The following is a 26,351-nucleotide window of genomic DNA, read 5'->3' as shown; positions in this document are numbered from 1 at the left end:
CACCCCCCCCCCTCCCCCCCCCCCCCCGCCCCGCCCCCCCCCCCCCGCGGGGGGGGGGGCGGGCCCCCCCCCCCCCCCGGCGGGCCCGGGCGGGGCCCCCCCCCCCCCCCCCCCCGGCCGTTCCACCTGGCCGTGCCGGTCGGGCCGGCTGTTACGGAAGCGTCGTGCGGGCCGCCGCGGCCGCCACGATCGCGGGCATCCGGGCCGTCCGGCCGGAGGACTGGCGGGCCAGCCGGGAGGGCCACCAGGTCCTCCAGCCGACCAGGGTGATCACGGCCGGCAGCGCCACGATCCGGATCAGCGTCGCGTCCAGCAGCACCGCGCAGGCCATGCCCACACCCAGCTGCTTCATCTCGATGTAGTGGAGCGAGGCGAGCAGCGCGAACACGCAGACCATCACCGCCGCCGCGCTGGTCACCACCCCGGCGGTGCGCGTGATGCCCTGCTCGACCGCCTCCCGCAGCGACAGCCCGCCGCGGGCCGCCTCCCGGATCCGGCTGACCACGAAGACGTGGTAGTCCATCGAGAGCCCGAGCAGGATCACGAAGAGCATCAGCGGCATCCAGGCGACCACCCGCCCGGTGGACTCGAAGTGCAGCAGCCCCTGCGCCCAGGTCGGCTGGAAGACCAGCGCCAGCAGGCCGAAGGAGGCCGCCGCGGAGAGCAGGTTGAGCGCCACGGTGATCGCGGCCAGCACCACCGAGCGGAAGGCGAGCGCCATCACCAGGAAGGTCAGCGCCAGTGCCGCCCCGAGCACCCAGGGCAGCTTGTCCATCACGTTCGCCCGGTAGTCCACGTCGTACGCCACGTCGCTGCCGCCGACGGCGAACCGGGCGCCCTCGACCGCGCCGAGGGTGTGCGGGGCGAGGTCCGTGCGCAGCCGGTCCAGCGAGGCGCGGGCCTGCGCCGAGCCGCTCGCGAACCGGGTGCCGATCGCCACGGTGGCGACCGTGCCGTCCGCGGAGGTCCGCACCACCGGCCCCGGGTCGTGGACGAAGAGGTCGTCCGCCATCGCCTGCTGGACCAGCTCGGCCACCGCCGCGCCCAGCTCCGCCGAGCGGCCGGCCGGGGCCGTCACGGCCACCGTGTGGGTGTCGGACTGGCTCGGGAAGGAGTGGGTCAGCCGCTCGTAGGCCTGCATCGCCGGGATCGACCGGGGCAGGTCGTCGATCCCGGTGGCCTTGAGCTTGAGCCCCAGGGCCGGCAGCGCGAGCAGCAGCAGGACGCCGACCGAGGCGACCAGCGCGATCACCGGGTGGCGCAGCGAGGGCTTGAGCATCGTCGACCAGAGCCGGGGCTTGACCCCGCCCCGCCCGGTGAACCGCCACACCATCGGCAGGCGGGGGACGTCCAGGAAGCGGCCGAAGCGGGAGAGCAGGGCAGGGAGCACGGTCAGCGAGGAGATGATCGCGATCGCGACCACGATCACCGCCCCGGTGGCCATCCCCTCGAAGGCGATGTGCCCGGCGAGGTAGAGCGCGCCCATCGACACCATCACGACCACCCCGGAGACCAGCACCGAGTGCCCCGAGGTGGCGGCCGCGATCTCGATCGCGTCGATGGTGTCGGCGCCCAGCGCCCGCTCCTCGCGCTGGCGCTTGAGGTAGAAGAGCGAGTAGTCGACGCCGATCGCCATGCCCGTCAGCACGATGAACTGGCCCACCGGCCCGGGATCGGGGACCACCTGCGAGGCCACCCCCCACAGGCCGAGGCCGGCCAGCACCGAGGAGAGGCCGATCACCACCGGGACGCTCGCGGCGACGACCGCGCCGAAGACGAGGACCATCACCAGCAGGGTGATCGGCAGGCTGAGCACCGTCGCCTTGCGGAGGTCCCGGCCCAGCATGTCGTTCAGCCCGGCCTTGATCGACCCCGCGCCGACCAGCTCCATCCGCACGTCGCTGTGCCCCTGCCGGGCCTCGGCGACGCGGTCGAGCAGCGGCTGCACCCGCCCGGCGGCCGTCTCCGGGTCCCCGTCGAGGGTGACCGGCACGCGCAGCGCGGAGCCGTCCGGCGCGGGCTGCGGCTGCCCGATCGCGGCGATGCCGCCGAGGGTGCGCAGGCCCCGGGTGGCGGCCTCGGCCGCGGACTGCGCCCGGTCGGTGTCGAGCGGTCCGCCGTTCCAGGAGGTGATGAGCAGGTTCTCCACGGCGCGCTCCTGCAGGCCGCCACTGCGGGCGATCGCGGCGGCCCGTCCGGACTGGCCGATGGAGAGGTCGGAGGCGGTGGCCTGCCGGGTGCCGGTGAGGCCGCCGACCACGAGGGCGCCGACCACGAACGCCACCCAGATCGCGATCGCCCACCAGGGGTGCACGGCGCTCCACCGGGCTGCCCTGGTGATCACGTTCCTGCCTTCCACGATCACGGTCCCTCCTCCTCGGCGGAATCGCCGGAGCCGGCGCGGGCCGGTTCTGGAGTCCGGCCGTGCGGTGCGAGGTGCGCTCGCCCCGGAGAAATCTAGTGACGCTCCGGCGCGGGCTCACGGGTGCAAAACCGCCGACTCGTGGGGGAGTTTTCTCTACTTGACGCCCGGTCGGCGAATCCCCGGCCCGGTGGTCTCCGGCGTCACCGGACACCACACGGCCGAGGACACGGCGAAGGGTCCGTCGCCGAGCAGCGCGACGGACCCCGCGTACCCCTCCGGCAGCGACAGGTCGGCGACCCTCCAGGGCCCGGTGAGCGGTCCGCCCGCGGGGCCGCGCACGGTGGCCTGGGCGGCGGCGTGGGCGACCGGGAGCACCATGCCCTCGGTCAGCCGGCCCCCGGCCGCCTTCACGCAGGCCTCCTTCCTGGTCCACAGCCGGGCGAACGCCGGACGTCCGCCGCTGGCCACCAACTCCCTCTCCCGGTGCGGGAAGAAGCGCCGGGCCAGCCGGTCGGCGTCCAGGCCGGGGCGGACCAGTTCGACGTCCACCCCGACCGGCCGCGGAGCCACCGCCAGCAGCGCCAGATCGCCCGAGTGGGAGAGGCTGAAGTGCAGCCAGGGCGCGTCCGCGACGGACGGCTTGCCCCAGCGGCCGCGGACCAGGCGCAGCCCGTCCGGCGGACGGCCCAGGCGCTCGCCGAGCACGATCCGGACGGCCGCGTGGGCGAGCACGAACCGGCGCCGCATCCCGGGGAGCCGGCCGCGGTCGGCGCGCGCCCGCTCGTCCGGGTCGAGCAGTTCCTCCAGCGCGGCCGGAACCGGCTGATCCTCCGCGTCCGGGCCGTCGGCGCCGGACAGCGGGATCAGCCGGATCTCGACCGGTACTCCGGTGCCGTTCAGATCCGGTCCACCTTTCCGGTGTGCAGTCCCTGGAAGAGGTTGAGCTTCTGGATGTTGCGGGTCCCCTCCATGAACTCCACGCCCCGGGCGTCCCGGGCGAGCTTGTCCAGCAGGGGGTGGTCGAGTCGGGCGCCGGGGCCGAAGAAGCCGGGCGCGCGCAGGGTAACCTCCTCGGCCACCTCGCAGGCCCGGGCCTTCGCCGCCGACGCCAGGTGGCCGTCGGACGGCCTCCGGTCCACCGCGAGCGCCGCCCGGTAGGTCAACTGCCGTGCGGCGTCGATCCGCCGGCCCAGCGCCTCGTGCTCGTCCCGCTCCGCGCCGCGCAGTTCCTTGCGGTTCTCGGCGACGTAGTCGTGCGCGGCCCGGGCGATGCCGAGCGCGATCGCCGCGACGCTCGGGCGCAGCCGGTTGAAGACCGAGACGATGCCCCACATCCCCCGCCGGGTCGGCGGCAGGTGGGTGCCGAGCACCCGTTCGGCGGGGACGTGCACCCGGTCGAGGACGACCCGGCACAGCTGCACCCCGCGCAGGCCCAGGGTGGGCAGCGGCTCCGCCCGGTAGCCGGGATCGGCGGTGTCCACCAGGACGGCCAGCACGCCCAGCCGCTCCGTCCCGGCCACCCGGGCGAAGACCGCCCCCAGGTCGGCCCGGGCCGCGTTGCCGACGTACCGCTTCTCGCCGTCCAGCAGGTACGAGCCGTCGCCGACCGGGGTCAGCGTGGTGGTCATCTCGCCGATCGCGGAGCCGCGGTCCGGCTCGGTGAGGGCGAAGCAGGTCCAGCGCGGGCGCTCGGCCAGGCGGCCGTACACCCACTCCCGCTGGGCCGGGCTGCCCAGCACGCCGAGCAGCACCCCGGTCATCGAGGCGCCGGGCGAGCCGAGCATCATCCCGGCGTCGCCGCGGGCCAGTTCCTCGCTGATCAGGACGCGTTCCAGGGTGGCCAGGCCGTGCGCGGGGCCGCTGCCGGGGCCGTCGTCGGCGCGTTCCCACTGCGGGGGCGTCAGGTGGCCGGCCAGGAAGCGGACCGCCGGCAGGTCCAGGTAGCGGTGCACGGCGTCCGGGTCCCGGTCCAGTTCCAGGGCGCCCGCCCGCAGGTCGTCGGCCCACTGCCGGACGAAGCGGTGGGTGGTGCGCAGCGGGCCTGGCAGGGTGCTCACACGATCCCCTCGGAGGTGTCGCGGCGGTGCTCGGCGGGCCCGGGCCAGCCGCAGTAGACGTCGGCGAGGAGCTCGGAGGCGTACGCCGCCCGGCCGGGCCCCTCGGCGGTGAAGCCGTACGCGCCGAGCAGCCGCAGCAGCGCGCGGTCGACCTCGGTGATCTGGGCCTGCAACCGGGCGACGGCGCGGGCGTCCAGCGGGCGGGCGGGCGCGAGCGGGTCCTCGCCCTCCTCGGCGCCGTCGGCGGCCTCGGTCAGCTGCTCCAGGACGCCGGCGATCTCCAGCTGCTCGATCAGGGCGTCGGCGAGGGCACCCTTGACCATCTGCTGGAGCAGCAGCGAGGTGCCCTCGACCCGGCGGGCGGCGAGGTACGCGACGCAGGCCCCGCGCAGCCGCTCGGAGTGTCCGAGCCGCAGCCAGGCCAGGCCGGTGCCCCACAGCTGCGGATCGGGGCCGGGCGGGGTCCGCGCATCGTCGGCGGGGTGGAGGACGGCGAGGCCCGCGAGGGCGCCGTCGTCGGCTCCCGCCGCTTCGCCGTCCTCCGCCGACCCGCCGTACCCGCCGTACTCGTCGAGCAGTTCGCGCGGCACCACGGCGTGGCCGCGCGGTCCCCGGGGCGGGGCGCCCGGGGAGAGCGCGCGGGACAGCAGGGTCAGGGCGGGAACGAGTCCGTCGGTGCGCGCACCGGTCCTCGCCTCCCGCCAGTGCTCCCGCACCTCGGCCGGAACGGTCATCCGTGTCTCAACTCCCCCGTGTGCAGCGTGCAGTAGGCCAGGAAGTCGCGTTGCCGGTCGTAGTCGGCGACGACCACCGGCCGGTCGCCGCCGTCGACGGCGAGCAGTGCGCTCCAGCTCCCGGTGGCCGGCCGGCCGCTGTGCGCGCGCACCGCGGGCCCGTGGTGCGGCGGGAGTCCGGGGCAGTCGGCGAGGCCGGAGCCGGCCGCCAGGGCCGCGCCGTCCGGCCACGCGGCGAACAGCGCAGGCTCGGGCCGCCCCTGGGTGAGGCCGCCGAGCGGCCGGTCGCCGCCGTCCCAGCGCAGCAGCAGCGCGACCGCCGCGTCCCCACGCACGGCGTCCGGGGACGGCTCGGCGGGCAGCGGGAAGGGCTGGGTGCCCTGGTCCACGGCCAGCAGCAGCAGGCGGGTCCAGCCGCACCGCCGGGCGTACTCCACGCCCGCCCGCAGCGCGCTGAACGGCGCCAGCCGGCCCTGGTCGGAGACCGCGAAGGCGAGCGGCCCGCCCGGCAGCCGCCGCTTCACGCACGAGGCGACCAGCTCGCTGTGTTCGAAGTCCGGTGCGGCGTAGGCGATCACCGCGAGCTGGGGGGCGTCCTCGGCGGTCAGCGGTCCGAGCGCGTCCAGTGCGCCGTCGGCCAGCTGCGCCGAGGTGCGCCGCCCGGCGGCGGCGAACTGGTCGCGGTCGAAGGACAGCCCGTAGGGCGCCCCGAGTTCGGCGTAGAACTCCTCCCGCTCCCGCGCGTCCTGCGGCCGGTACGGCCCACCCGGGCCGGGCGGGGCGTACGCGGCCGCCCGGACGAGCCGGGGCAGCGCCGCGGGGCCGGCCGGGTGGGTGCGCCGTACCGGCGCGGTCGCGCGGAACATGCTCAGGCGTCCGCTTCCGCCGCGACGAAGCCGGCCAGCGAGCCCACCGTCTCGAAGTGGGTCATGTCCAGCTCGTCGGCGTCGAACTGCACGTCGAGGATCTCCTCGATGGTGATCAGCAGCTCCAGCGCGCTGCTGGAGTCCAGGCCCAGCTCGTCGAAGAGCCGGACGTTCTCGCCGGCGCCGGAGACGTCCTTGTCGAGGACCTGGGAGAGGCCCTGGCGGACGGCGTCGACGTACTTCGGGTCGGTCACGGTGTCGCTCACGGTGTGCTCCTCGCTCTGGTCCCGGCCGCCGGTCGGCGCCGGGTTCGGGTCAGTTGTCGTGGCCGGCGGGCCGGTGCAGCCGCTGGCCGGCCAGCATCGCGTCCACGTCGTCGCGCTTGCGGACCAGGTGCGCCCGGCCGTCGAGGACGAGCACCTCGGCCGGGTAGCCGTGGCTCAGGAAGTGCACCGGGGAGGCGGTCGGCCCGTACGCGCCGGAGCGCTGCACGCCGATCAGCTCGCCGGGCCGCAGCGGCGGCATCGGCACCTTCTTGCCGATCACGTCGTTGGGCGTGCACAGCGGGCCGGTGATGTGCCAGGGCTCGGTGGCCGGCTCGTCCAGCCGCTCCAGCGCGGCCATCGGGAAGTTGCGCTTGACGTACGAGCCGATGCCGACCGCCGCCATGTGGTGGTTGGTGCCGCCGTCGGTGACCGCGAAGTTCTCGCCCATCGAGGTCTTGGTGTAGCGCACCCTGGTCACGTAGGTGCCGGAGGCGGCGACCAGGAACCGGCCCAGCTCCATGATCAGCCGGGTGCCCGGGTGCCGCCCGGCGAAGTCCTCGATCAGCGGGTTGAGCCCGGCGGTCAGCACCTGGACGTCGAGGTCCTTCTCGTTGTCGAAGTAGGCGATGCCGAGTCCGCCGCCGACGTCCACCGTCTCCAGCGGGAAGTCCAGCTCGGCGGAGAGGCGTTCGGCCAGCTCGAAGATCCGGCGGGTGTTCTCGACCACCGACTCCTCGGACAGGATCCGGGTGCCGAGGTAGACCTGGACGCCCGTCAGCCGCACGTTCGGGTACCGTCCGGCCAGTCCCTTGCCCTCGGCGAGCAGCAGCTCCTCGTCGGTGCCGAACTGCCGCGGCTTGCCGCCCATGGTCAGCCCCGAACCCTTGACCTGGAAGCTCGGGTTGACCCGCAGCACGACCCGCGCGACGGTGCCGCGCTCGCGGGCCAGCCCGTCGATCAGGCCCAGCTCCTCGACCGACTCGCAGACGATCGCGTGGACGTCCTCGTCCAGGCAGGCCGCCACCTCCGCGCGGCTCTTGCCGGGGCCGAGGAAGACGATGTCCTGCGGGCCCACCCCGGCCCGGATCGCGGTGACCAGCTCGGTCAGCGAGGAGACCTCGGCCCGGGCGCCGCAGCTGTGCAGCAGCGCGCAGATCGAGATGTTGGGATTGGCCTTCAGCGAGTAGAAGACCTCCATCGCCGGGTGCAGCGCCGCGCGCAGCCCCCGGAACCGGGTGGTGATCTCCTCGCCGTCGTACAGGTACAGCGGGGTGCCGAACTCCTCGGCCAGCTCGGTGATCCCGAGGCCCTGGACCTCGAATGCGACGCTCACGCTCGGCTCCGTTCCGGGAGGGCCGCGAGGCGGCCGGTGATGTCGGTGTCGATCGCCGCGATCTCCTCGTCGGAGGCGCCGACCAGCACGCCGTACAGCCGGCCCTCGACGCCGTCAGCGGCGTCCTCGGACCACGCGGCGTTCACCGTGGCGTAGTTGTTGACGAACAGGCCGCGCGGGCGGGGGCCGCGGCTGGTCAGCAGCAGCCCGTCCAGCACCCCGGCCAGCTCGGCGAAGGGCAGCGGGCGGGTCAGCCGCAGCGGGTAGTGCCGGGCGACAGCGACCTCCTCGGTCCCGGCCAGGCCGCCCTCGTGCACCACGTTCTGGTAGGTGGACATGTTGTTGCGGGCGTTGATCTCGACCACCGGGTAGAGGCCCTCGTCCGGGTCGACCATCGCGTCCACGCCGACCACGCCGTGGTAGCCGTCGGCGGCGAGCCGCTCGCCGAGCCGCAGCGCCGTCCCGGCGATCTCGGCGACCTGCGCCTCGGACAGCCGGGCCGGGATGCGGTGGCCCTTGTGCACCCCGCCCTCGGTGAGCAGCTCCTTGACGAAGTCGAAGTGCGTGGAGCCGTCCCGGCCGACGGTGAACTGGTAGTTGAGGTCGCAGCGCTTGGCGACCCACTCCTCGATCACCAGCGCGGTGCGCGGCGCCCCGCCCCCGGCCGCCGCGGCCTTCTCGGCCTGCTGCACGGCCATCCGGTGCAGCCGGCCCAGCCGGGCCGCGCTGTCCAGCACCACGATGCCCTTGCCGGACACCCCGAAGGCGTCCTTGAGCACCACCTTGCGCCCGGCGTCCAGCAGTTCGCCGGCCGCGGCCACCGCCCCGGCCAGCTCCTCCAGCGTCTCGCAGGCCCAGCCGCGGGCCTGCCGGATGCCCAGCTCGTCGGAGAGCCGACGGCTGTACACCTTGCTGTTGACCTTCTTGCAGACCGCCGCGGTGGGCGCGGCCAGCGGCAGCCCGGTACGGGCGGACAGCTGCTCCTCGACGGCGGAGACGCCGTGCGCGCTCAGCCGGGCGCCCTCGGCGGCCAGGTCGGCGAGGGCGGCGCACAGCGCCGGGTCGGCGAGGGCGTCCTCGCTGACGGTGCGCCGCGGATCCTGGCCGGACACCACGTGCACGGTGGGCAGTTCCAGGCCGAGGGCCTCCAGGTAGCCGCGGTAGCCCCGGTCCAGCGGGGTCTTCAGCACGACGTGGTCGTCCTTGCCGCCGAGCAGCAGCGCGAACTCGTCCATCCGGTTCACCACCGCGCTGCCCGCGTGCGCGGCGACCCGGGGCAGCGCGGGCTCGCCGAGCGCCCAGTGGTTCTCCACCTCGAAGTTGCCCAGGAACACCAGCGGGGTGTCCGCGGATCCGGTCACCGCGCGCTTGAGGCGCGCGCTGAAGCCGGCGGAGGGAAGGTGCATCTCGACCTCGTCCATTCTCGTGTGGGTGCTGACCGCGCCCGCGGTCCTGACGGCGCCCGCAGTGCGGTCGGCGCCCGCGGTGCGGTCGGCGCCGTCAGTGCTCGAGGACCATCGCGGCGAAGGTCGCCCCGAGCCCCACGCTGGTCATCAGGTAGCGGTCGCCGGGGCGCAGCCGCCCCAGCTCGGTGGCCTTCTGCAGGTTGATGAAGGGGTCGGCGCAGAAGCAGTGGCCGGTGTCGCCGATCAGGTCGAGGAAGACCTTGTCGACCGGCAGCCCGAGGTCCCGGCAGACGCCGAGCCAGGACAGCCGGTTGACGTTGTGGGGCAGCACCAGCGCCAGCTCGTCCAGCTTGCAGTCGGCCTCCGCCAGCGCGGCGTCGATCACCTCGCACAGGCCCGGCCCGTAGAGGTCCTGGAACTCCTTGGCGGCCTCCTCGCCCATGATGAACTCGTCGCCGAACCGCGGGTGGGTGCGCGCCGCGTAGCCGATCATGCGGTCCGGCCCGGTGCGGTCCGCGCTGACCAGGAGGGCCACCGTGCCCTCGCCCATCACGGTCACGTCCGGGATGGACTGGGTGCGGGTGGTGCAGGCCTTCTCCCCGGCCACCACCAGGGCCAGCGCGTCCGGGTCCGGGTCGGCGGCGAGCAGGGTGCCGGCCAGGTCCAGGGCGAGCAGCCCGGAGGCGCAGGCGTGGTGCGAGACGACGAACGCGGCGGCGTGCTCCAGGCCCAGTTCGGTCTGGAGCGGCCGCAGCGAGGTCATCGGGTAGGGCAGCGGCGAGGGCATCGTGCGGGCCTGGAGGACGTACTTGACGCGCTGTTCCTGTCCGCGCAGCTCCACCAGCTTGGTCGCGGCGCGCAGCAGCAGCTCGGTCTCGGTGGCCTCGGGGTCGCGGCACACCTCGGCGAGTCCGTAGAAGCGCTGGTAGCGCCGCAACTGGACGTCCGTCAGCTGCAGTTCCTGTTGGAAGCGGGCGATCGGGATGGTGTCGGGAAGGCAGCTGGAGACTGCCGTGATCGACGTCATGCCCACTACGGTCGCGCGCGGCGCTGACGCTCAGCTGACGCCGGGCTGACCGCCCCGGCGCCGCCCCGGCGCGCACCCCCGGCACCCGTCACGCCGCGCCCGGAGCCGGGTGCCCGGGGAATGACCCGCCCGGGGGACCGCGCGAGGGCCCCTACCGGCGCAGGACGGTCCCGCCGCCGATCACCCAGTCGCTCGCCGGGACGGGCGTGCACCGGCTGGCCCGGGCCGGCTTGCTCGGATCCCTCAGGTCGGCACCGGCCCAGCCGACCCGCCGCTCGCCCCGCTCGTCGGCCGGGTAGAAGGTGAGACCGGTCTCCGGGTGCCAGCCCGCCGGGCCGGTGGTGGCCGGGCCGCCGTCGTCCGGGACGGCGCTGGCGGTGCGGGTCGGCCCGGTGACGGTGACCGAACCGTCGCTCCCCACGGTCAGGCAGTCGACGTCGAACTCGACCCGCACCGTGCCGGTCCCGATGAACACGTGCTGCACCACGGCGTGCCCGCGGGCATGACCGCGGTCCGCCCGGGCGTCGACCGTCGCGGTGAGCCGCTGACCGGGGTTGGGGCCGGCGTCGTGCGGGTTGAGCAGGGTCCAGCTGTGCAGTTCGAGGTGGTCGGCCGCTCCGGGCGCGGCCGCGGCGGTGCCGGCCGTTCCGGCGACGAGGGCCGTGACGGCGGCGGCGAGCGCGACGGCGGCGGCGGGTGTGCGCATGGTCGGTCCTCAGGGGCTCGAAGGAGTACGGGCTGCTGCCCGGCTGCCTCCAGCCTGTCGATCCGCCGTGGCCACGGCCTCCACCGCGCGGAGGGACCGGCTCCCCCCGGCGGGGGAAGCGGTCATCCTCCGCAGGAGTCACGCGGCGCCCCGGACGCGGCGGGAGGGGTGGGCCTTCCCGGCCCACCCCTCCCGGTCGTCCGACGGCCGCGCGGCCTCGTCGGTGCCGCGGTCGCGCGTCGGTCCTCGTCGCCGAGGTCGCGGGTCAGTCCTCGTCGCCGAAGTCGCCCCCGGCGTCGGTTCCGTCCGGGGTGCCGCTGATCGCGTACCCCTGGCGGCGGGCCTCGTAGCAGGCCACCGTCGCGGCCGCCGAGACGTTCAGCGAGCCGACCCGGCCCAGCTGCGGCACGAACACCACCTGGTCGCAGAGCGCCAGTGCCTCCGGCGTGATCCCGCGGTCCTCGTGCCCGAGCACGAAGGCCACCGCCGGGGTCAGCTCGGCGGCGAACATCGGCACCGCCTCGTCCGCCAGTTCCAGCCCGACCACCTTGAAGCCGTCCGCCTTCGCGGCCGCCACCGCCTCGGCGACGGTCGGGAAGTGCTCGACCTTCAGGTACTTGTCGGTGCCCATCGCGGCCTTCTGGGCGCCGGAGGAGCGCACCGACGGGGTGTCCCCGGTCAGGTACAGCTTCTCGGCGCCCATCGCCGCCCCGGTCCGGACGACCGAGCCGACGTTGAACGGCGACTGCAGGTTCTCCAGGATCATCGCGAGCCGGAACTCGTTGCTGCGCCGCCACGAGCGGTGCAGACGCTTCAGTTCGGTCCCGCGCAGCTGCTTCACGACGTCGTTCCCCGTCCACTCTCCGAGCCCTCGCCCGCTTCCGGGCGGGGCCGTGCTTCCAGAATCCGGAACCCGTTGACCGACGTGACCCGGGAGGTCGGGTAGCCCTGCTCGTTCAGCCACTTCTGCAGCGAGTCCGAGCCCAGGTGCTTCTGCACCACGAGGAACGCCGACCCGTCCGGGGTCAGCCGCCCGAGCCAGTGCGTCAGCAGCCCGCGCAGCGCGGCCTTGCCGATCCGGATCGGCGGGTTGGAGTAGATGGTGGCGAAGCGGACGTCCTCGGGGACGTCGTCGGGCAGCGCGGCCCGGACGTTGCCCAGCCCCAGCGCCTCGGCGTTCAGCCGGACCAGTTCGAGCGCCCGCTCGTTGACGTCCACCGCCCACACCGGCAGCCGCTTGCGGCGGGTCGCCCAGGTCAGCGCGATCGGGCCGTAGCCGCAGCCGACGTCCAGGATCGGGCCGCGCACCCGCGGCTGCGGGGCGTGCTCCAGCAGGATCCGGGTGCCCGGGTCGAGCCGGCTGCGGGAGAACACCCCGGCGTCGGTGGTCAGTTCCAGGGTGACGTCCGGGAGGGAGACGGTGATCGGCCGGCGTTCGCTGGCGACCTCGGGTGCACCGGTGAAGTAGTGCGAGCCGGACATGCGCTTCCCGTCGTTCCTGAGGGCCGTCCTTCGCGGGGGCCGTCGTTCGTCAAGGCCTCGGGGCCACCGGGTGGGTGCGGGTCAGCCCTGGGTACGGCACCGATCGTACCCCCGGTGGCCTGCGGGGCGGTCCGCGCGGCCGCCGGGGCACCGTCGCCGGGCGGACGGCGACCCGCGCGCGGCGCCGTGCACGGCGACCCACCGGGCTGCGGCCCGGTTGCGGCCCGGTTGCGGCCCTGGCAACACGCCCGGAGGGCTCGCGCTGATCGCGTGCGGGCGTCCGGCGGCGGATACTGCCAGTACGCCATCCGTGGGAGCATCCGAACACCGAGGACGGACGCCATGCCGCAGAATCACGAGGAGTACCTGATCGACGAGGCCGACGAGGCCGTCGAGCCCGACGACGAGGAACCCACCGGCGACGAGTACGACGAAGTCGCCGAGCGCCGGGCCCTCGGCGCGGACCCGGCCACCGACGTCGCGGACGCCGCCGAGCAGAGCCGGGTGGTCCAGCTCGACGAGGACGACTACCGGGAGTAGCGGCCGACGGGGCAGCAGCGGCCTACAGCGCCTTGCGGCGTTGCAGCCAGGCCATCGCCGCCCAGCCCGGCAGCACCGGCAGGATCAGCGTCAGCAGCCGGAACAGCGCCACCGCCGCCAGCGCCCCGCCCTTCTCCATCGACGCGCTCTGCTGGAGCCCCAGCGTCAGCGCCGTGTCCACCGCGCCGGCCCCGCCCGGGGTCGGCGCGGCGTTGCCCGCCGCGTTGCCCACCAGGAACACCACCGCCACCGAGGCGAAGGACGGGACCCGGCCGATCGCCCGCACGCAGCAGTACAGGCAGGCGATCAGGCAGATCGACACCAGCAGCTGCCCGGCCACCCCCACCGCCAGCCGCCCCGGGTTGCGCAGCAGGTCCAGCAGCCGCGGCAGCACCTCGGCCGTCAGCGGCCGCAGCCGCGTCGTCAGCCACCGCCGGGCCGGCGGGACCGCCCACACCAGCGCCAGCAGGACGGCCGCCGCGGCCAGCCCGCCCACCACGGCGGGCAGCGCGTCCAGTTCCGACCCGCCGGGTTGGAGGTCCAGCAGGTAGACGAAGGCCCCCAGCTGCAACAGGTGCAGCACCAGCCCGATCACCTGCCCCACGCCGACGCTGGACAGCGCCTGCGCGGTCGGGATGTCCGCCTGCTGGAGCAGCCGGGTGTTCAGGGCGATCCCGCCGACGCCCCCGGGCGACACCAGTTTCACGAACGCCCCGGCCAGCTGCGCCAGTACGGCGTTGCGGAAGTCCAGCCGCTCCGGCACGAACCCGACGAAGCCCATCGCCGCCGCCACGTGGCTCGACCCGGCCGCCACCAGCGCCAACACCAGCCACCACGGATCGGCGTCCGCCAACGCCGCGACCGGGTTGTCCTCCGGCGCGAAGAACTGCGGAATCAGCAGCCACCCGGCGACCACCCCGCCCACCACGGCCAGCAGGGTCCGCGGCCGCAGCCGTTCCAGCCGCACCGGCCGCCCGACCGCCTCCGGCCGGCCGCGCGCGACCTCCGCCCGGATCTCCTCCAGCAGCCCCCCGGGCAGCGCGTCGCCGCCTCCGGGGTGCCTGGCGGTGACGGCGGCGGTCTCGCGGCCGTCCGCGGCCGCCGCGGTGGATCCGCCGCCCGCCACCGGCACCGTGCCTGCCACCGACGCCATGCCCGCCGCCGGGACCGTGCCCGCTGCCGGGACCGTGGCCGCCGCCGTCCCCGCCGCCGGGGCCGTGCCCGCCCCGGGCACTGTGCCCGCCGTGGGTCCGGCGGCGTCGTGGGCGTCCCCGTGCGATGGGGTGCGGGCGGCAGCGCTGCCCGGGCTGCCGCCCGCACCCGTCCAGGGCCGGACCGCCGGTGCGGCGTCGCCCCGTTCGGGGGCGGTCCCGCCGCCGGGTGGTCCGGATCGGCGCACGCCCTGAGCGGGGAGCCGTGCGCCGCCCGCCGCCCCGGCGCCGCCCGCCGCCTGGGTGCTGGTCTCCGGCCGGGTGCCGGAGGCCGCCCGGTGCGCGGGTCGCGGACCGGCGCGTCCCCCGGCGTCGGCCAGGTCCGTCCCCGTCCCCGTCGCCGCGCCGCCCGCCCGGCCCCGGGCGGCCCCCGGTGCCGCCCCCGGTGCGGCCGTGCCCCCCGCCTTCGCGTGCTGCTTGAGGGCCTGCCGGGTGGTGCGGGCGAGGGCGATGGGTTGCAGCAGGGGCAGGGCGGCGGCGATGGGCTCGGGGCCGAGGACGGCGGCGGCGCTGCGGACGGAGCGGGCGGCGCCGGTGCGCAGGGCGAGGGTGGTGAGGAGTTGGGCGGTGTCGCAGCGGAGGACGAGTTCGCTGGCCGCGATGTCGCCGTCGGCGAAGTCGACCAGGTGGACGGCCCCGGTGTCGTCGATCAGCAGGGAGGTGGGGACGAGGGCGCGGTGGGCGATCTCGCGACGCTGGAGGAGGGCGAGTTGGCGCCAGGCGTCGGCGAGGAGCTCGTCGGTGATCTCCTCGTCGGCGAGCTGGTCCAGGGTGCGGCCGGCCTGGTGCTCGTACGCGATCAGGGCGGTGTCGTGGCCGAGGCCGACCGTGGCGGCGATGCGGCGGGTGCGGACGCCGGCGGCCAGGGCCGCGTAGGTGACCAGGGCCTCGTGCTCCAGTCCGGTGCGCGGGGAGCGCAGGGCGCGGGGGTGCGGGGCGGTGCGCAGCCGCAGGCGGCGCCAGGCGCGCTGGACGGCGGCGACGGTGACGGCCTGCCGGTCGAGGAGCTGGACGTCGAGTGCGGGCCACCCGTCGGCCTGCCGGACCCGGTAGCGGTCCGATCCCGCCGGCACGGCCTCGACCGGGTGCTGCCCGCTGTCCCGCAGGGCCCGCAGCACCTCGCCGGGCCGCGGCCGCGGGTCCGGGGTGCCGACGGCGTACAGGGTGCCGTGGGCACCGGTCCAGCCGATGAGCAGGCCGAGCAGCAGTGCCGTGGGGGTGGCGTAGCCGCCGGCGAGCCCGGCGAGTCCGGAGAGCGCCAGGACGGCCATGGGCAGGCGCCGTTCGCGGCTGCCGGAGGCGGTCATGAAGGCGAGGACGGGGGCGAGGTAGCCGTAGACGGGCTCGGTGTGGTGGAGCACGTCGCCGGGCAGCGGCTGGGTGAGCGCGGTGATCAGGGAGGTGGGGGCGAGGTCGTCGGCCCACAGGCCGAGGGCGAGGGTGGCGCCGTAGGCGAGGACGGCGGCGAGCAGCCCGTCGGAGACCTGTTGGAGGGCGCGCCGCCGGTCGGGGCCGAGCACCCGGCGGACGGCGAGTCCGACCGGCAGCAGCAGGACGGCGGCGGTGGTGAGCCCGCCGGCGAGGCCGGCGAGCGGTCGCGGCACGATCGCGACCGCCTCGGCGACGTCGGCGGCGATGCCCCCGGTGGTGGCCCGGGCGTAGTCGGCGAGCAGCAGGGTGACGGCGATCGCGAGCAGGCCGGTGAGCAGCCGGAGGAGGGCGGCGGGCTGCCGGATCCGGCCGGTGTCGGTGAGCGGCCGCATCCGGGCCGGCCGGGCGCCGGGCTCCCCGGCCGGCTGCCGGGCTTCCGGCTGCCGGGGTATGCCCCCGCCGGTGTCCGGCCGCCCGGGGAGGGGGACGCCGCCGCCCTCGCCGGTGCCGCCGTCTTCTCTCCCCGTCACGATCGCCACGGGTGGCATGCTCCCATGCCACCCGTGGCCCGGGAGCCGGGATCGCGCCGCGGCCGTCACGCCTGCCGGGTCGGCAGCACCACCTGGTGGCGCAGGTTGACGTGCCGGGGGCGGCTGACGGTGTAGGCGATCAGGTCGGCGACGTCCTCCGCGCCGAGCGCCGGGATCACGTCGAACATGCCGCCGAGCTGGTCGCGCAGGTCCGGGTTGTCGATGTGGCCGCCGAGCTCGGTGTCGGTCAGGCCGGGCTCGATCGCGCTGATCCGGACGTCGCGCGGACCGAGTTCGGAGCGCAGCGCGGCGGACAGCTGGGAGATCGCGGCCTTGGTGGCGGCGTACACGGCGTAGTCGGGGAAGATGACGTGCGCGGCGATGGAGGAGACGTTGACCAGGTCGGCGGTGCGGCCGTCGGCGGCGGCCGTCGTGAGGTCCTCGGTGAAGGCGCGGACGATCCGCAGCGCGCCGGTCAGGTTGGTGTCGATCATGCGGGTCCACTCGTCGATCCGACCGGCGGTGAGCGGGTTGGGCAGCATCACCCCGGCGTTGTTGACCACCAGGTCGACCCGGCCGTACGCCTCGTGGACGGCCTCGGCGGCGGCGTCGACCGAGGCCTGGTCGGTGATGTCGGTGGTGACGGCGACGGCCTGCCCGCCGGCGGCGGCGATCTCGGCGGCGAGCGCCTCGATCCGGTCGGTGCGGCGGGCGAGCAGGGCGACCCGGGCGCCGGCGGCGGCGAGCAGCCGGGCGGTGGCGGCGCCCATGCCGCTGGCGGCTCCGGTGACGACGGCGGTGCGGGTGGCGAGAGCGGGGTAGCTCATCGGGACTCCTCGGGAGGATCGGGCTGGCGACGACCACTCTGCGACCGCCGCGCGTCCCGGCCCAGGGCTGTGCGCGTCCTGGGAACCCCGTTCCTGGGAACGGCAGTACCACCCTCACGGCGAGGGCCCGGGGCTACCCTGCCTGCCATGGAGAACACCCTGGGGGACTTCCTCCGATCGCGCCGGGCCCGGATCCAGCCGGAGGAGGTGGGGCTGTCCTCGCACGGCCGCCGCCGGGTGCAGGGCCTGCGCCGCGAGGAGGTGGCGCAGCTCGCCGGGGTCAGCGTCGACTACTACGTGCGGCTGGAGCAGGGCCGCGGCGGCAGTGCCTCGGACGCGGTGCTGGACGCGGTGGCCCGGGTGCTGCGGCTGGACGCGACGGAGGCGGCGCACCTGCGGTCGCTGACCCGCCCGCCCAAGGCCCCGGCGGCCCGGGCGCGGGGGCACCAGCAGGTCGAGCCGGGGACGCGCCTGCTGCTGGACCTGATGACGGGGGTGCCCGCCTTCGTCCTGGGCCGCCGGATGGACGTGCTGGCCTGGAACGCGCTCGGCGACGCGGTGAGCGGTTTCTCCTCCCGGCGGGACCTCGGGCCGCGCTCGGAGACCAATCCGAACGCCGCGCCCAACCAGGCCCGGCACGTGTTCCTGGACCCGGCCGCCCGCGACCACTACCGCCAGTGGGAGGCGGTCGCCGCCGAGACGGTCGCCTACCTGCGCCGGGACGCCGGGCTGCACCCCGCGGATCCGGCCCTGACCGCGCTGGTGGGCGAACTGTCGGTGCGCAGCGAGGAGTTCCGCCGGCTCTGGGCGGACCACCTGGTCCGGGAGAAGAGCAGCGGCAGCAAGCTCCTGGGGCACTTGCTGGTCGGCGAACTCGACTTCGGCTACCGGACCCTGGGCGTCAACGGCTCGCCGGACCAGGTGCTGGTCGTCTACACCGCCCCGCCGGACTCGCCCACCGCCCAGAAGCTGACCCTGCTGGCCAGCTGGACGGCCCCGGGCACGGCCCCGGGCACGGCCCCTTCCGGGGGTGCCGACGCGGTCCCTTCCCCAGCCGCCGACGCGGCTTCCCGCGCGGCCCACACCACCGCCACGGGCCCCGGGCCGGCCGCCGGGGCACCGGGCGCCTCCTCCTGAGGCATCCCGGTCCCGTCCTGAGGCATCCCGGTTCCGGCCGTCGTAGCCTTCGAACATGAGCGCCTGCGAAGACCTCGCTCTGGCCCCCCGGGACATCGAGCCCCTTCCGCCCACCGACGGCTGCGCCGAGTGCCTGGCCCAGGGCCGCCGGGACTGGGTCCACCTGCGGGTGTGCCTGGACTGCGGCCACATCGGCTGCTGCGACTTCTCGCCGCAACGGCACGCCACCGCGCACTTCCACAACACCTCCCACCCGGTGATCCGCTCGTACGAGGCGGGGGAGGACTGGCGCTGGTGCTTCGTCCACGAGGTCATGGGCTGATCAGTTCGGACGGCGGCCGGACGGCCCGGACGGCCCGGACGGTCGGGCGGAGGACGGTCGGGGGCGGACGGACGGCCGCGCGGTGGCAGCGGCGCCCGGTCCGGCTAAAATCCGGACAAGACGCCCATGCGGCCCTCCGGCCGGCATCCGTCCGGCCGCGGCCGCCGAAGGGAGGCCGACGATGACCAAGCGAATCCCGGGCAGCACCGCCAAGCTCCGCCAGGGCGCCCAGGCCCTGCTGGAGAGCCGGGGCATGGTGAGCACGCCCAGCCGCCTCGGACCGGAGCCGCGCGGCGCAACGATGTCCTCCTCCGGCGCCGGCCCGCTCCCCGCCCCCGGCGGCGCCTTCCGCCACGGCGGGCGCGACGCGGCACCCCCGGCGATGCACGCCGCCCCGTCGGCGCACGCGGAGCTCAAGGGGCACCGGCACCGCGGCGCGGAGAAGCACTCCGCCCACTGACCGCGCCGAGGCGCCGACGGGCGGCGGCGCCCGACCGCGTCCGGCGGTCCCGCGGGGGCGGCGCGACGGCTCCTGGAACCCGAGCCCGGCAGCCGCCCCTGACGGCCGGTCAGCGGCCGTTGTCGGTGCCGTGCGCTACGTTCCTGTCCGTACACCGGGAAGGCGCAGCACGACAGGGGTGACCATGGCCGAGGTGCTCACGGAGGAGCCGGTCGAGCTCCAGCTGGAGCGGTACCGCACGGAGTTGACGGGCTACTGCTACCGCATGCTCGGATCGGTCTTCGAGGCCGAGGACGCGGTGCAGGAGACCATGATCCGCGCCTGGCGCGGCCACCGCGGCTTCGAGGGGCGGTCCGCGCTGCGCTCCTGGCTGTACCGGATAGCCACCAACGTCTGCCTGGACGCGCTGAACGGCCGCAAGAACCGGGCCCGTCCGATGGACCTGGCCGGCCCGGTCACGGTGGCCACCGCGAGCGACGCCCAGCTGCCCGAGGTGACGTGGATCGGCCCCGCGCCGGACGGCCGGGTGCTCCCCGAGACGGGGGATCCGGCCGAGGTGGCCGCCCAGCGCGAGTCGGTGAAGCTGGCCTTCGTCGCCGCGCTGCAGCGCCTCGCGCCCCGGCAGCGGGCGGTGCTGATCCTGCGCGAAGTGCTCGGCTGGAAGGCCGCGGAGGTGGCCGAACTGCTCGGCGTGACGGTCGCCTCGGTCAACAGCGCACTGCAACGCGCCCGCGCCGTCCTCGCCTCGGACGCCTCGGCGGCCCGGCCGGCGCCCGCCCTGGACGCGGACCACCGGGCACTGCTGGACCGCTACGTCCGCGCCTTCGAGGCGTACGACATGGACGGCCTGGCCGCGCTGCTGCACGAGGACGTCACGCTCAACATGCCGCCGTTCGCGATGTGGCTGCGGGGGCAGGACGAGATCCGGGCGTGGATGCTGGGCCCGGGGCAGGGCTGCCGGGGTTCCCGGCTGCTCCCGGTGACGGCCAACGGCGGCCCGGCCTTCGCCCAGTACCGGCCGAGCCCGGCGGGCGGGCACGAGCCGTGGTCGCTGATCGTGCTGGAGGTGTCAGAGGGCCGGATCACCGGAGTCACCAACTTCCTGGACACGGACGTGCTCTTCCCCCTGTTCGGCCTCCCGCCCCGTCTCGACGCCGAGTAGTCCCGAGCGCCCGGCCGGCTCCGCGAGGCCTGGGAGATCTGCGAGGCCTGGGCGGTCTGCCAGGTCTGCCAGGTCTGGGAGGTCTGCGAGGCCCGCGGAGTCCAGCGGATCGGCCGCTCCCGGCAGCAGCGCCGAGAGCCCGGCGAACGCGAGCAGCTCCCGCAGCGGGCCGTCCGCGTTCACCAGCACCACGCCCACCCCGTGGCGGGCGGCGGCCGACCGCAGCCTGGCGAGCGCGTCGACGACGGCCAGGTCGGGGGCGGTCAGCGCGCCCAGGTCGCAGGTCAGTACGGCTTCTCCCGGAGTGGTCCTCATACCCGTTGGACCGTCCCGGCGGCGCCGACTCATCGGTCCGCCGCGGCTCGGTGCCGGACGCCCGGCGGCCGGGGCGGGTGGCAGAGTGGGAGCGACCGAACCCCACCTGCCCCAGGAGGAGCGCCGTGACGGCTGAGCCCTTGAAGTCCCGCGAGGAATGGCTGGCCTCGCTGCCCCGGGTCTACGCGGCGGCGGGCTGCCTGCTGCGGGACGAGTCCGGCCGGATCCTGATCGTGAAGGCCGGCTACCGGGAGCACTGGCAGTTCCCGGGCGGGACGATCGACCTGGGCGAGGGGCCGGTCCGGTGCGCCGAGCGGGAGTTGGAGGAGGAGACCGGCATCGTCCGGACGGCCGGAGACCTGCTGGCCATCTCCTGGACCCACCCCTCGGGTGAACTCGACCACCCGGCCGAGCACTTCATGTTCGACTTCGGCACCGTCCCGGACGGCACCCCCGTTACCGTCCCGGCCGGCGAACTGGACACCCACCGCTGGGCGCCCTTGGAGGAGGCCCTGGACCTGCTCGGCCCGGCCCGTTCGGCCCGGCTGCGGGCGGCCCTGGAAGCGGCCGAGGACGGCCGGGTCCGGATCGTCACCACCCACGTCTCCGGCTTCTAGGGGCGGGACCTCCAGTGCCCGGACCCGGCGCCCGGTTCCGTGCGCCGGTCCGGGCCCGGATCGTCACCACCCAGGTAGGTGAAAACACCCTGACACCTCCCGGGTAGCGGACCGTTTCCGCTGGTCAGACCGAGGCCCGTCATGTCGACGGCCACGCTCACACGCCCCGCCCGGAAGCCCTGGCTCTCGCTACGCCTCCGGCGGCACGCTGTAGCGACTCAGGACGTCTTCTGCCGTGGACTTGTCCAGTAGGCGGAGCTCCCAAGGCCCAGTGTTGACGTCGAACTCCTTGCCGAAGCCAACCCACTTACCGGCCATGCGGCGCCCGGTCGGATCGACCAGCAGTTGAATGGCGCCGTGGTACCTGGCCCCCTGGTAATAGCCGTCCTGTGCCGTCTGCTCCACCCACGAGCCCGTTACGACGTTCCGATCCACAGTGAGATCGAACGACAGCGGCGAGTCCGGATTGGACGACGCGCCGGGGAGGGACCGCCCTGTGATCCGGTTCCCGTTCTGGGACAGCACGACGTGGTGCAGGCCGGTGAACGTGTTCTCCCGGCTGCTGCTGAAGAACTCGTAGTGGCTGATCCAGACCCCCGAGTAGTCCTCACCCGTGGGGGCGGGCGCAGCCTGCACGGGCACGCCCGGTTCGTTGCTGCTCACGTCATGACCTCCCGCGCCGTCCACGCTGACCCTTGGCGGTAGCTGTGGTGAGTCGAAACCGAGACGGTCCACGGAGAGCTGGGTGACCGCCTCAAGGGCTCGAACGTACACCGGGCGGGGAAACCTGACGTCTCCCGACTCCCAGCGCTGCACGAGGCGCTTGCTTGCGTCATTGGGTTCTCCCTGGGCGTCCCCTGCTGCCCTCAGGCGCTTCGCGAACTCGTCTTGGCTGAGGCGAAGTCCAAGGCGTACGGACCGCAGGGTCTCGTTCGGCGTCGTCATGAGGTTCACCATAGGACTGACTTCCTCTGAACGACACCGAAATGACGCCTTGCCACGACACCGAAGGGACGCCCCAGCGGCGTCGCAATGGTCTGTCCTCTCAGGGCACCATCAAGCCCTCCAACAGCGTGGAGGAGCACCGGTGGTGAAGCGCAGAACAGCTCAAGCAGAGGTAATCAGCCTCGGGGCCGAGAGCTGCCGCGACGTCTGCCCGTGTGGCGCGCTGATCCGGCCCGATCCGCCGGGATCGGACGGCATCCTCACGTGGCAGTGCACGTGTCGGCGGTTTGGCTACTTGCTGCCGCTGGACTACGTTCCGACACACCGGAGCGACGACCGCGCTCAGGTCTGTGGCCGGAAGCGCACCCGGACCGGCGCCACGCCGGTGGCCGCGTGATCGGGCGGTCCCGGTGTCGACTCTGGCTCCATCGGATCAGACACCCGGTAGTCACGGCTCAGATGCTCTGGGGCCTGCACGTCCAGTTCATGTGGCCGGTAACGATGGTCAGCCCGAGGCGACGACGGATCGTCCATGACGAACGCGTCTACGGGCGACGCCTGGCGCTTCGCGCGGAGCTTGACCGGCAACGGCTGAGGCTGACAGAGAAGCCCGCTGAGTAACCCCTACAGGCTCCCGTCCCGCCTGGCGCTCGCTGGCTGGGACGGGCCGCAACACCCCGAAGGGTGCGGCACCCGCCGTACCAAACATCGGAAGGAGGACGTTCATGAGCGAGTCCCTGAACTTCAACCCAGCGTCGCACCCCGGCCTGGAGTGGTCGGTGGCCATGCAGAGCCAGCTGGACGACCAGGTCCAGTGCTTCGCCGTCGCGGACGCCGGCAACGGCCGGGTGGCCATCGCCAACATCGACAACGAGAGCGCCGTGATCACCGGTACCGCCGGTGAGCTGCGGAAGCTCAAGGCCGCCTTCGCCGCCGGGCAGTACGACCACCTGATCGGCGCCTGACACACCAGCAAGCAAGCGAGAGCGACCGCCCCATCTCGAGTGGGGCGGTCGCCCTTTCTCCACCCTACGAGAACGGAGAGCCACCGTGCAGACTGCACTCTCCAGGCTGGTCACCGACCCGTCCGCCTTCCGGGCTGCGTGGCCTTCGGTGCCCACGGTGTACGACCGGGACGCCGCAGATCTTCAACTCCTCGCCACCCGCCAAGCGGCGCGTGAAATCCTGGCCAACCCGGATATCCGCCCCTACTCCTTCGGCATGGTCCGGAGCGGCGTTCTGACCGCCGAACGGGCGTCCGCCGACCACCCCACAGACACGCTCGTCTGCAACGGGTTGCACCAGAGCTACCCGCCGATCGTGGCGTTCTGCAAGGAACTTGCCGCGCAGCTGGGACACCCGATCACCGGGAACCTCTACCTCACTCCCGCTGGGGAGGCGCGCGGATTCGGCTGGCACTGGGACTGCCATCACGTCTTCCTCGCCCAGACCGAAGGCGCCAAACTGTGGCAGCTCTTCCGACCGACGTTCGTGGACCCGTTGGAACACCGACACCACAACTGGTCCAAGATCGGGTTCGACCCGGAAGACAAGGTGCGCTTCGAGACGACGGACCCGGACTATGAGTTCAACCTGACGGCGGGGCAAGTCCTTTTCATCCCGCGCGGATGGGTCCACGCCGGTCGAACCAGCGATCGACACAGTCTCCACATCACGTTCGGCGTGCAACTCCTTACTGAACACTGGGCGTTGACGAAGATGCTGGAGGCTGGCGGGGAGTCGGTGGAACTGCGCGGCGCCTTGCCGCCGGATCTTGCGGGCAGTGACTTCGAAGCTCTCGCGGAGCACCTTCGTTCGACGCTGGTGAAGTGGCTGCTCGGTCAGCCGGCGGAGGAACTGGTCATGCGGGTCCGATCCGCGCAACGGATGTCGATCTACCACGGGACGCCGCAGTAGGGGTGCTGGGGAACACTGTCGGGATGAGCGCGGATCGGGCTACCAGCGGCAGGCACCGACGGATGTGCCAATGGGGCGGGTGTCAGAACTACGCCAACCTGCGGGACCTCGACACCGCGCGCGACTTCTGCCTTGGCTGTGCTCTTGCGATGTTGTACGCGGCGCAAGATCCGATCACCGACTACATCGAGTTCGACGGGGACGAGTACGCCAAAGCATTGGAGGAGCGGGCACCCTTCGCCTTACTGGGGTGGCCCTTACCGCCGAACGGTGTTGGCCACTAGCCTCTGATGCACGGCGAGGGAGAGGTGAGGACCCGTGCTCGAACCCGACGACGAAACCGTGTCTGAGTGGTACGCCGCTCGGAGTGATCGACACCGGCCGCCGGGTACGCGGGACGCCATGGTCCTGGATCCTGAGGTCCGGAACGGTCTCCTCTTCCAGGACACGCCCCGCCTGGTGGTCGAGTGGGACGGGGCGGAGTGGCAGCCGGTTGGCGTGGCCGCGAACTACTCGGAGGCGTACGCGGTCATCGTCCGGCGGGGTTCCGAATCCGTTCCGCCGCAAGCCGACACCCCTGTTGCTCTGCTCCGAAAGGGCACAGGGCGACACCGTAAGAGCTAAGAACAGCAGGCACACGGGGCTGACAGGCTGGGCTACTTCGTGCGGTCGATGACGAAGCTCCCCATGCCGGTCTCGGTCCGGATCAACCCGTCCTTGCGAAGTGCCGTTGTGACCTTCTGGACGGTCGCACGAGCCACGCCGAAGTCCCGTTCGAGCTGCACTGCCGAAATCAGGTGGCCGGGCGGGTACTCGCCGTTCTCGATCTTTCGGGCGATCTCGTCGCGGATCTGCTTCCACTTGGGGCGGGTCGGGTCGAACTCCATGCCATGAAGGTAGCCGCCGACAACCATCAGCGGGGTGCGGTGGTCGGGGTACAGGGGGTCCGGCACGCCCGGAACCTCCAGGGCCGGATTTGGCGGCGGATCCGTGTCCTGGCCCCGAGTCGCCGTGCCCCGGGCGGGAGTTCCGCCCGGGGCGCGGCGCCTGGGCCGGACCGAGGGTGGTCCGCAACCCGCTGTACCGGGGCCTGCCCTCAACCCCGCTGCGCCGGGCCTGGTCCTCAATCCCGCTGCTGGGGTTCCGCGTTCCGGGCGGCGATGAGGGCGGTGATGGCCTCCGAGACGAAGGTCTCCACCTCGGCCTTGTCCACGTTCAGGCCGGCGAGGACGCCCTCGCCGTTGTCCTGCTCCAGCAGGGCGAGCAGGATGTGCTCGGTGCCGACGTAGTTGTGTCCGAGCTTGAGCGCCGCGCGGAAGGTGAGCTCCAGGACCTTCTTGCTCCCGGTGTCGAACGGGATCAGGGCGGGCAGCTCCCCGGCGGAGGCCGGCAGGGCGGCAGTGGCGGCCGCCCCCAGGGCCTCCGGGGTGACGCCCTGGGCGGCGAGCGCCTTCATGGCGATGCCCTCCGGCTCGGCGCGCAGGCCCAGCAGCAGGTGCTCGGTGGTGATCTCGGCGTTGCCCGCCTTCCTGGCCTCCTCCTGCGAGGCCACCACGACGCTGCGGGCCCGGGGGGTGAAGCGGCTGAACCCCTGGCTGGGGTCGAGGTCGTTCGGGGTGCCCGGGTCCTTGGGGACGAAACGCTTCTGGGCGGCCTGCTTGCTGACGCCCATGCTGCGGCCGATGTCGGTCCAGGACGCGCCGGAGCGGCGGGCCTGGTCGACGAAGTGGCCGATCAGGTGGTCGGCGAGGTCGCCGAGGTGGTCGGCGGCGATGACCGCGTCGGACAGCTGGTCGAGCGCGTCGGTGTGGACCTTCTTGATCGCGGCGATCAGGTCGTCGAGGCGCAGCGGAGTGGTGTTGGGAACGACGGGATTCTCCATGCGTCAACCGTAGGTTGTCGATCCCCGCATCGTCAACCATCGGTTGACGCTACCACCCGGTAACGTCCTCGGACCGCTGGCGGCCCGGCAGCAGCCGGGCCCGGACGGCGGCGATCGCGGCGGGGGAGACCCCGGCCGCCAGCAGGTAGCCCGCCGGGTCGAGCCCGTCGAGCGTCGACTCCAGCACGGCCTCGGCGGTCGTTCCGGCCTCGGCCAGCACCGCGTCGATCCGGTGGTAGGGGTCGGGCAGCCCGAGCATCCCGTAGAGCGGTCGGACGTTCGGGCCGCTGAGCAGGTAGTCCTCGATGATCGCGGCCCGGTCGACACCGGCCAGGGCGAGCAGCAGCAGGGCGGCCAGGCCGGTGCGGTCGCGACCGGCGCCGCAGTGCACCACCAGCCCGCCGGGGCGGGCTCCGGCGATCGCGGTGACCAGCGCGGCGGCGGCGTGCGGGCAGTGGTCCAGGTACGGGCGCAGGGCCAGCGGGGTGCCGTCCAGCCGGCCATAGGTCCGCCACCAGGCGGAGCCGGCCAGCGCGTCCAGCGGGACGCGGACCAGGTCGACGTCCTCGGGGAGCGGGAGGAGCGGCCGGTACTCCTCGTCGTCGCGCAGGTCGACCACGGTGCGGACCCCGTGGTCGAGGAGGGCGTCCCAGCCCTCGCGGGTGAGGCGGTCCAGGTTGTCCGCCCGGACTATCGCGCCGCGGGCGGTCAGCCGGCCGGAGGCGGTGGGCAGGCCGCCCAGGTCGCGGACGTTCAGGCAGCCGTCCCAGTCGAGGGTGCGGTCCTCGGTGGTGCTCAGCGCGTTCGTCCGCATGGTGGGGCTCCCCGGGTCGGTCGTCTCGGGGGGTCCCGTTACCCCCTCGTTATAAGGAC

Annotated in this window: 28 protein-coding genes; 9 read left to right on the top strand and 19 right to left on the bottom strand. The window is 74.1% G+C overall.

Going from position 1 to position 26,351, the window contains the following annotated elements; all coding sequences use genetic code 11:
• Nucleotides 1-151: 151 nt before the first annotated feature.
• From ACGF07_RS17575 to ACGF07_RS17520, 12 genes are all read right to left on the bottom strand, one after another.
• Nucleotides 152-2,365, bottom strand: coding sequence for an MMPL family transporter (locus tag ACGF07_RS17575; protein WP_392899623.1), 2,214 nt, complete (start codon nucleotides 2,363-2,365; stop codon nucleotides 152-154).
• A 153-nt stretch (nucleotides 2,366-2,518) separates the two neighbouring features.
• Nucleotides 2,519-3,112 carry a 4'-phosphopantetheinyl transferase family protein gene (locus ACGF07_RS17570; RefSeq protein ID WP_392899621.1) on the bottom strand — a complete coding sequence of 198 codons (594 nt, stop codon included), beginning with the start codon at nucleotides 3,110-3,112 and terminating at the stop codon, nucleotides 2,519-2,521.
• Between the two features lie 149 nt (nucleotides 3,113-3,261).
• Nucleotides 3,262-4,422, bottom strand: a complete 1,161-nt coding sequence (locus ACGF07_RS17565; RefSeq protein ID WP_392899620.1) for an acyl-CoA dehydrogenase family protein — start codon at nucleotides 4,420-4,422, stop codon at nucleotides 3,262-3,264.
• Entirely contained in the window at nucleotides 4,419-5,156 is a 738-nt protein-coding gene (locus ACGF07_RS17560; RefSeq protein WP_392899618.1) for a hypothetical protein, read from the bottom strand. Before ACGF07_RS17560 ends, ACGF07_RS17565 begins: the two co-directional genes overlap by 4 nt.
• On the bottom strand, nucleotides 5,153-6,022 hold the full coding sequence (locus ACGF07_RS17555; RefSeq protein WP_392899617.1) for a hypothetical protein: 870 nt from the start codon (nucleotides 6,020-6,022) through the stop codon (nucleotides 5,153-5,155). The genes ACGF07_RS17560 and ACGF07_RS17555 overlap by 4 nt, the downstream gene beginning before the upstream one ends.
• Before the next feature lie 2 nt (nucleotides 6,023-6,024).
• The gene (locus ACGF07_RS17550) at nucleotides 6,025-6,288 is read right to left on the bottom strand and encodes an acyl carrier protein (RefSeq protein ID WP_392899614.1); all 264 of its coding nucleotides are present in this window, start codon (nucleotides 6,286-6,288) and stop codon (nucleotides 6,025-6,027) included.
• Nucleotides 6,289-6,337: 49 nt separating this feature from the next.
• On the bottom strand, nucleotides 6,338-7,621 hold the full coding sequence (locus ACGF07_RS17545) for a type III PLP-dependent enzyme (RefSeq protein WP_392899612.1): 1,284 nt from the start codon (nucleotides 7,619-7,621) through the stop codon (nucleotides 6,338-6,340).
• Entirely contained in the window at nucleotides 7,618-9,042 is a 1,425-nt protein-coding gene (locus tag ACGF07_RS17540) for a hypothetical protein (RefSeq protein ID WP_392899609.1), read from the bottom strand. Before ACGF07_RS17540 ends, ACGF07_RS17545 begins: the two co-directional genes overlap by 4 nt.
• Nucleotides 9,043-9,121: 79 nt before the next feature.
• The gene (locus ACGF07_RS17535; RefSeq protein WP_350743698.1) at nucleotides 9,122-10,054 is read right to left on the bottom strand and encodes a 3-oxoacyl-[acyl-carrier-protein] synthase III C-terminal domain-containing protein; all 933 of its coding nucleotides are present in this window, start codon (nucleotides 10,052-10,054) and stop codon (nucleotides 9,122-9,124) included.
• A 151-nt stretch (nucleotides 10,055-10,205) separates the two neighbouring features.
• A complete protein-coding gene (locus tag ACGF07_RS17530) occupies nucleotides 10,206-10,760 on the bottom strand; it encodes a hypothetical protein (RefSeq protein ID WP_392899607.1) in 555 nt (184 codons plus the stop codon).
• 265 nt (nucleotides 10,761-11,025) lie between these two features.
• Nucleotides 11,026-11,601 (bottom strand): TrmH family RNA methyltransferase, encoded by a 576-nt coding sequence (locus ACGF07_RS17525; protein WP_350743699.1) that lies wholly within the window; start codon nucleotides 11,599-11,601, stop codon nucleotides 11,026-11,028.
• The gene (locus ACGF07_RS17520; protein ID WP_350743700.1) at nucleotides 11,598-12,242 is read right to left on the bottom strand and encodes a methyltransferase; all 645 of its coding nucleotides are present in this window, start codon (nucleotides 12,240-12,242) and stop codon (nucleotides 11,598-11,600) included. The genes ACGF07_RS17525 and ACGF07_RS17520 overlap by 4 nt, the downstream gene beginning before the upstream one ends.
• Before the next feature lie 342 nt (nucleotides 12,243-12,584).
• Here ACGF07_RS17520 and ACGF07_RS17515 point away from each other — a divergent pair, with 342 nt between their 5' ends.
• Entirely contained in the window at nucleotides 12,585-12,782 is a 198-nt protein-coding gene (locus tag ACGF07_RS17515; RefSeq protein WP_350743701.1) for a hypothetical protein, read from the top strand.
• A 22-nt stretch (nucleotides 12,783-12,804) separates the two neighbouring features.
• On the opposite strand, the gene ACGF07_RS17510 is transcribed toward ACGF07_RS17515, so the two are convergent.
• Entirely contained in the window at nucleotides 12,805-15,903 is a 3,099-nt protein-coding gene (locus tag ACGF07_RS17510) for a lysylphosphatidylglycerol synthase domain-containing protein (protein WP_392899603.1), read from the bottom strand.
• 56 nt (nucleotides 15,904-15,959) lie between these two features.
• Nucleotides 15,960-16,721, bottom strand: coding sequence for an SDR family oxidoreductase (locus ACGF07_RS17505; protein WP_392899600.1), 762 nt, complete (start codon nucleotides 16,719-16,721; stop codon nucleotides 15,960-15,962).
• A 147-nt stretch (nucleotides 16,722-16,868) separates the two neighbouring features.
• Here ACGF07_RS17505 and ACGF07_RS17500 point away from each other — a divergent pair, with 147 nt between their 5' ends.
• The 4 genes from ACGF07_RS17500 to ACGF07_RS17485 all read left to right on the top strand — a co-directional run bounded on the left by ACGF07_RS17500 (nucleotide 16,869) and on the right by ACGF07_RS17485 (nucleotide 19,802).
• Nucleotides 16,869-17,858: a helix-turn-helix transcriptional regulator gene (locus ACGF07_RS17500; RefSeq protein WP_392899597.1), complete on the top strand. Its 990-nt coding sequence runs from the start codon at nucleotides 16,869-16,871 to the stop codon at nucleotides 17,856-17,858.
• A gap of 55 nt (nucleotides 17,859-17,913) precedes the next feature.
• Entirely contained in the window at nucleotides 17,914-18,180 is a 267-nt protein-coding gene (locus ACGF07_RS17495) for a UBP-type zinc finger domain-containing protein (RefSeq protein ID WP_350748481.1), read from the top strand.
• A gap of 181 nt (nucleotides 18,181-18,361) precedes the next feature.
• Nucleotides 18,362-18,640: a hypothetical protein gene (locus tag ACGF07_RS17490; RefSeq protein ID WP_392899594.1), complete on the top strand. Its 279-nt coding sequence runs from the start codon at nucleotides 18,362-18,364 to the stop codon at nucleotides 18,638-18,640.
• Nucleotides 18,641-18,824: 184 nt separating this feature from the next.
• Entirely contained in the window at nucleotides 18,825-19,802 is a 978-nt protein-coding gene (locus ACGF07_RS17485; RefSeq protein WP_350748476.1) for a sigma-70 family RNA polymerase sigma factor, read from the top strand.
• Here the strand turns inward: ACGF07_RS17485 and ACGF07_RS17480 are convergent.
• Nucleotides 19,710-20,117: an STAS domain-containing protein gene (locus ACGF07_RS17480; RefSeq protein ID WP_392899592.1), complete on the bottom strand. Its 408-nt coding sequence runs from the start codon at nucleotides 20,115-20,117 to the stop codon at nucleotides 19,710-19,712. The genes ACGF07_RS17485 and ACGF07_RS17480 overlap by 93 nt on opposite strands.
• Nucleotides 20,118-20,242: 125 nt before the next feature.
• Between ACGF07_RS17480 and ACGF07_RS17475 the strand changes: the two genes are divergently transcribed.
• Nucleotides 20,243-20,734 carry an NUDIX domain-containing protein gene (locus tag ACGF07_RS17475; protein ID WP_392899589.1) on the top strand — a complete coding sequence of 164 codons (492 nt, stop codon included), beginning with the start codon at nucleotides 20,243-20,245 and terminating at the stop codon, nucleotides 20,732-20,734.
• Between the two features lie 189 nt (nucleotides 20,735-20,923).
• On the opposite strand, the gene ACGF07_RS17470 is transcribed toward ACGF07_RS17475, so the two are convergent.
• The gene (locus tag ACGF07_RS17470; protein ID WP_392899586.1) at nucleotides 20,924-21,691 is read right to left on the bottom strand and encodes a helix-turn-helix domain-containing protein; all 768 of its coding nucleotides are present in this window, start codon (nucleotides 21,689-21,691) and stop codon (nucleotides 20,924-20,926) included.
• Nucleotides 21,692-22,404: 713 nt separating this feature from the next.
• On the opposite strand from ACGF07_RS17470, the gene ACGF07_RS17465 reads away from it, so the two are divergent.
• The 3 genes from ACGF07_RS17465 (at nucleotide 22,405) to ACGF07_RS17455 (ending at nucleotide 24,220) form a co-directional block, all read left to right on the top strand.
• Entirely contained in the window at nucleotides 22,405-22,644 is a 240-nt protein-coding gene (locus tag ACGF07_RS17465) for a hypothetical protein (RefSeq protein ID WP_392899583.1), read from the top strand.
• 85 nt (nucleotides 22,645-22,729) lie between these two features.
• A complete protein-coding gene (locus ACGF07_RS17460) occupies nucleotides 22,730-23,596 on the top strand; it encodes a JmjC domain-containing protein (RefSeq protein ID WP_392899580.1) in 867 nt (288 codons plus the stop codon).
• A gap of 318 nt (nucleotides 23,597-23,914) precedes the next feature.
• Nucleotides 23,915-24,220: a DUF6087 family protein gene (locus tag ACGF07_RS17455; protein ID WP_392899577.1), complete on the top strand. Its 306-nt coding sequence runs from the start codon at nucleotides 23,915-23,917 to the stop codon at nucleotides 24,218-24,220.
• A gap of 32 nt (nucleotides 24,221-24,252) precedes the next feature.
• On the opposite strand, the gene ACGF07_RS17450 is transcribed toward ACGF07_RS17455, so the two are convergent.
• The 3 genes from ACGF07_RS17450 to ACGF07_RS17440 form a co-directional block, all read right to left on the bottom strand.
• Nucleotides 24,253-24,549, bottom strand: a complete 297-nt coding sequence (locus ACGF07_RS17450) for a GntR family transcriptional regulator (RefSeq protein ID WP_392899574.1) — start codon at nucleotides 24,547-24,549, stop codon at nucleotides 24,253-24,255.
• 170 nt (nucleotides 24,550-24,719) lie between these two features.
• Entirely contained in the window at nucleotides 24,720-25,478 is a 759-nt protein-coding gene (locus ACGF07_RS17445; protein WP_392899572.1) for a Clp protease N-terminal domain-containing protein, read from the bottom strand.
• Between the two features lie 49 nt (nucleotides 25,479-25,527).
• Entirely contained in the window at nucleotides 25,528-26,292 is a 765-nt protein-coding gene (locus tag ACGF07_RS17440) for a tyrosine-protein phosphatase (protein WP_392899569.1), read from the bottom strand.
• Nucleotides 26,293-26,351: the final 59 nt, after the last annotated feature.

Origin of the sequence: Kitasatospora sp. NPDC048194, assembly GCF_043202455.1 — a bacterium.
Lineage (GTDB): Bacteria > Actinomycetota > Actinomycetes > Streptomycetales > Streptomycetaceae > Kitasatospora.
The sequence above is the reverse complement of the archived record's forward strand: the minus strand, read 5'-3'. Positions and strand labels throughout refer to the sequence as shown.

Bases quoted from the DNA above. Each gene is read 5' to 3' on its own strand.
- ACGF07_RS17570 (WP_392899621.1), bottom strand. From the start codon at position 3,112: ATGCGGCGCCGGTTCGTGCTCGCCCACGCGGCCGTCCGGATCGTGCTC.
- ACGF07_RS17560 (WP_392899618.1), bottom strand. From the start codon at position 5,156: ATGACCGTTCCGGCCGAGGTGCGGGAGCACTGGCGGGAGGCGAGGACC.
- ACGF07_RS17555 (WP_392899617.1), bottom strand. From the start codon at position 6,022: ATGTTCCGCGCGACCGCGCCGGTACGGCGCACCCACCCGGCCGGCCCC.
- ACGF07_RS17540 (WP_392899609.1), bottom strand. From the start codon at position 9,042: ATGGACGAGGTCGAGATGCACCTTCCCTCCGCCGGCTTCAGCGCGCGC.
- ACGF07_RS17535 (WP_350743698.1), bottom strand. From the start codon at position 10,054: ATGACGTCGATCACGGCAGTCTCCAGCTGCCTTCCCGACACCATCCCG.
- ACGF07_RS17530 (WP_392899607.1), bottom strand. From the start codon at position 10,760: ATGCGCACACCCGCCGCCGCCGTCGCGCTCGCCGCCGCCGTCACGGCC.
- ACGF07_RS17520 (WP_350743700.1), bottom strand. From the start codon at position 12,242: ATGTCCGGCTCGCACTACTTCACCGGTGCACCCGAGGTCGCCAGCGAA.
- ACGF07_RS17515 (WP_350743701.1), top strand. From the start codon at position 12,585: ATGCCGCAGAATCACGAGGAGTACCTGATCGACGAGGCCGACGAGGCC.
- ACGF07_RS17505 (WP_392899600.1), bottom strand. From the start codon at position 16,721: ATGAGCTACCCCGCTCTCGCCACCCGCACCGCCGTCGTCACCGGAGCC.
- ACGF07_RS17500 (WP_392899597.1), top strand. From the start codon at position 16,869: ATGGAGAACACCCTGGGGGACTTCCTCCGATCGCGCCGGGCCCGGATC.
- ACGF07_RS17495 (WP_350748481.1), top strand. From the start codon at position 17,914: ATGAGCGCCTGCGAAGACCTCGCTCTGGCCCCCCGGGACATCGAGCCC.
- ACGF07_RS17490 (WP_392899594.1), top strand. From the start codon at position 18,362: ATGACCAAGCGAATCCCGGGCAGCACCGCCAAGCTCCGCCAGGGCGCC.
- ACGF07_RS17485 (WP_350748476.1), top strand. From the start codon at position 18,825: ATGGCCGAGGTGCTCACGGAGGAGCCGGTCGAGCTCCAGCTGGAGCGG.
- ACGF07_RS17480 (WP_392899592.1), bottom strand. From the start codon at position 20,117: ATGAGGACCACTCCGGGAGAAGCCGTACTGACCTGCGACCTGGGCGCG.
- ACGF07_RS17470 (WP_392899586.1), bottom strand. From the start codon at position 21,691: ATGGTGAACCTCATGACGACGCCGAACGAGACCCTGCGGTCCGTACGC.
- ACGF07_RS17465 (WP_392899583.1), top strand. From the start codon at position 22,405: ATGAGCGAGTCCCTGAACTTCAACCCAGCGTCGCACCCCGGCCTGGAG.
- ACGF07_RS17445 (WP_392899572.1), bottom strand. From the start codon at position 25,478: ATGGAGAATCCCGTCGTTCCCAACACCACTCCGCTGCGCCTCGACGAC.
- ACGF07_RS17440 (WP_392899569.1), bottom strand. From the start codon at position 26,292: ATGCGGACGAACGCGCTGAGCACCACCGAGGACCGCACCCTCGACTGG.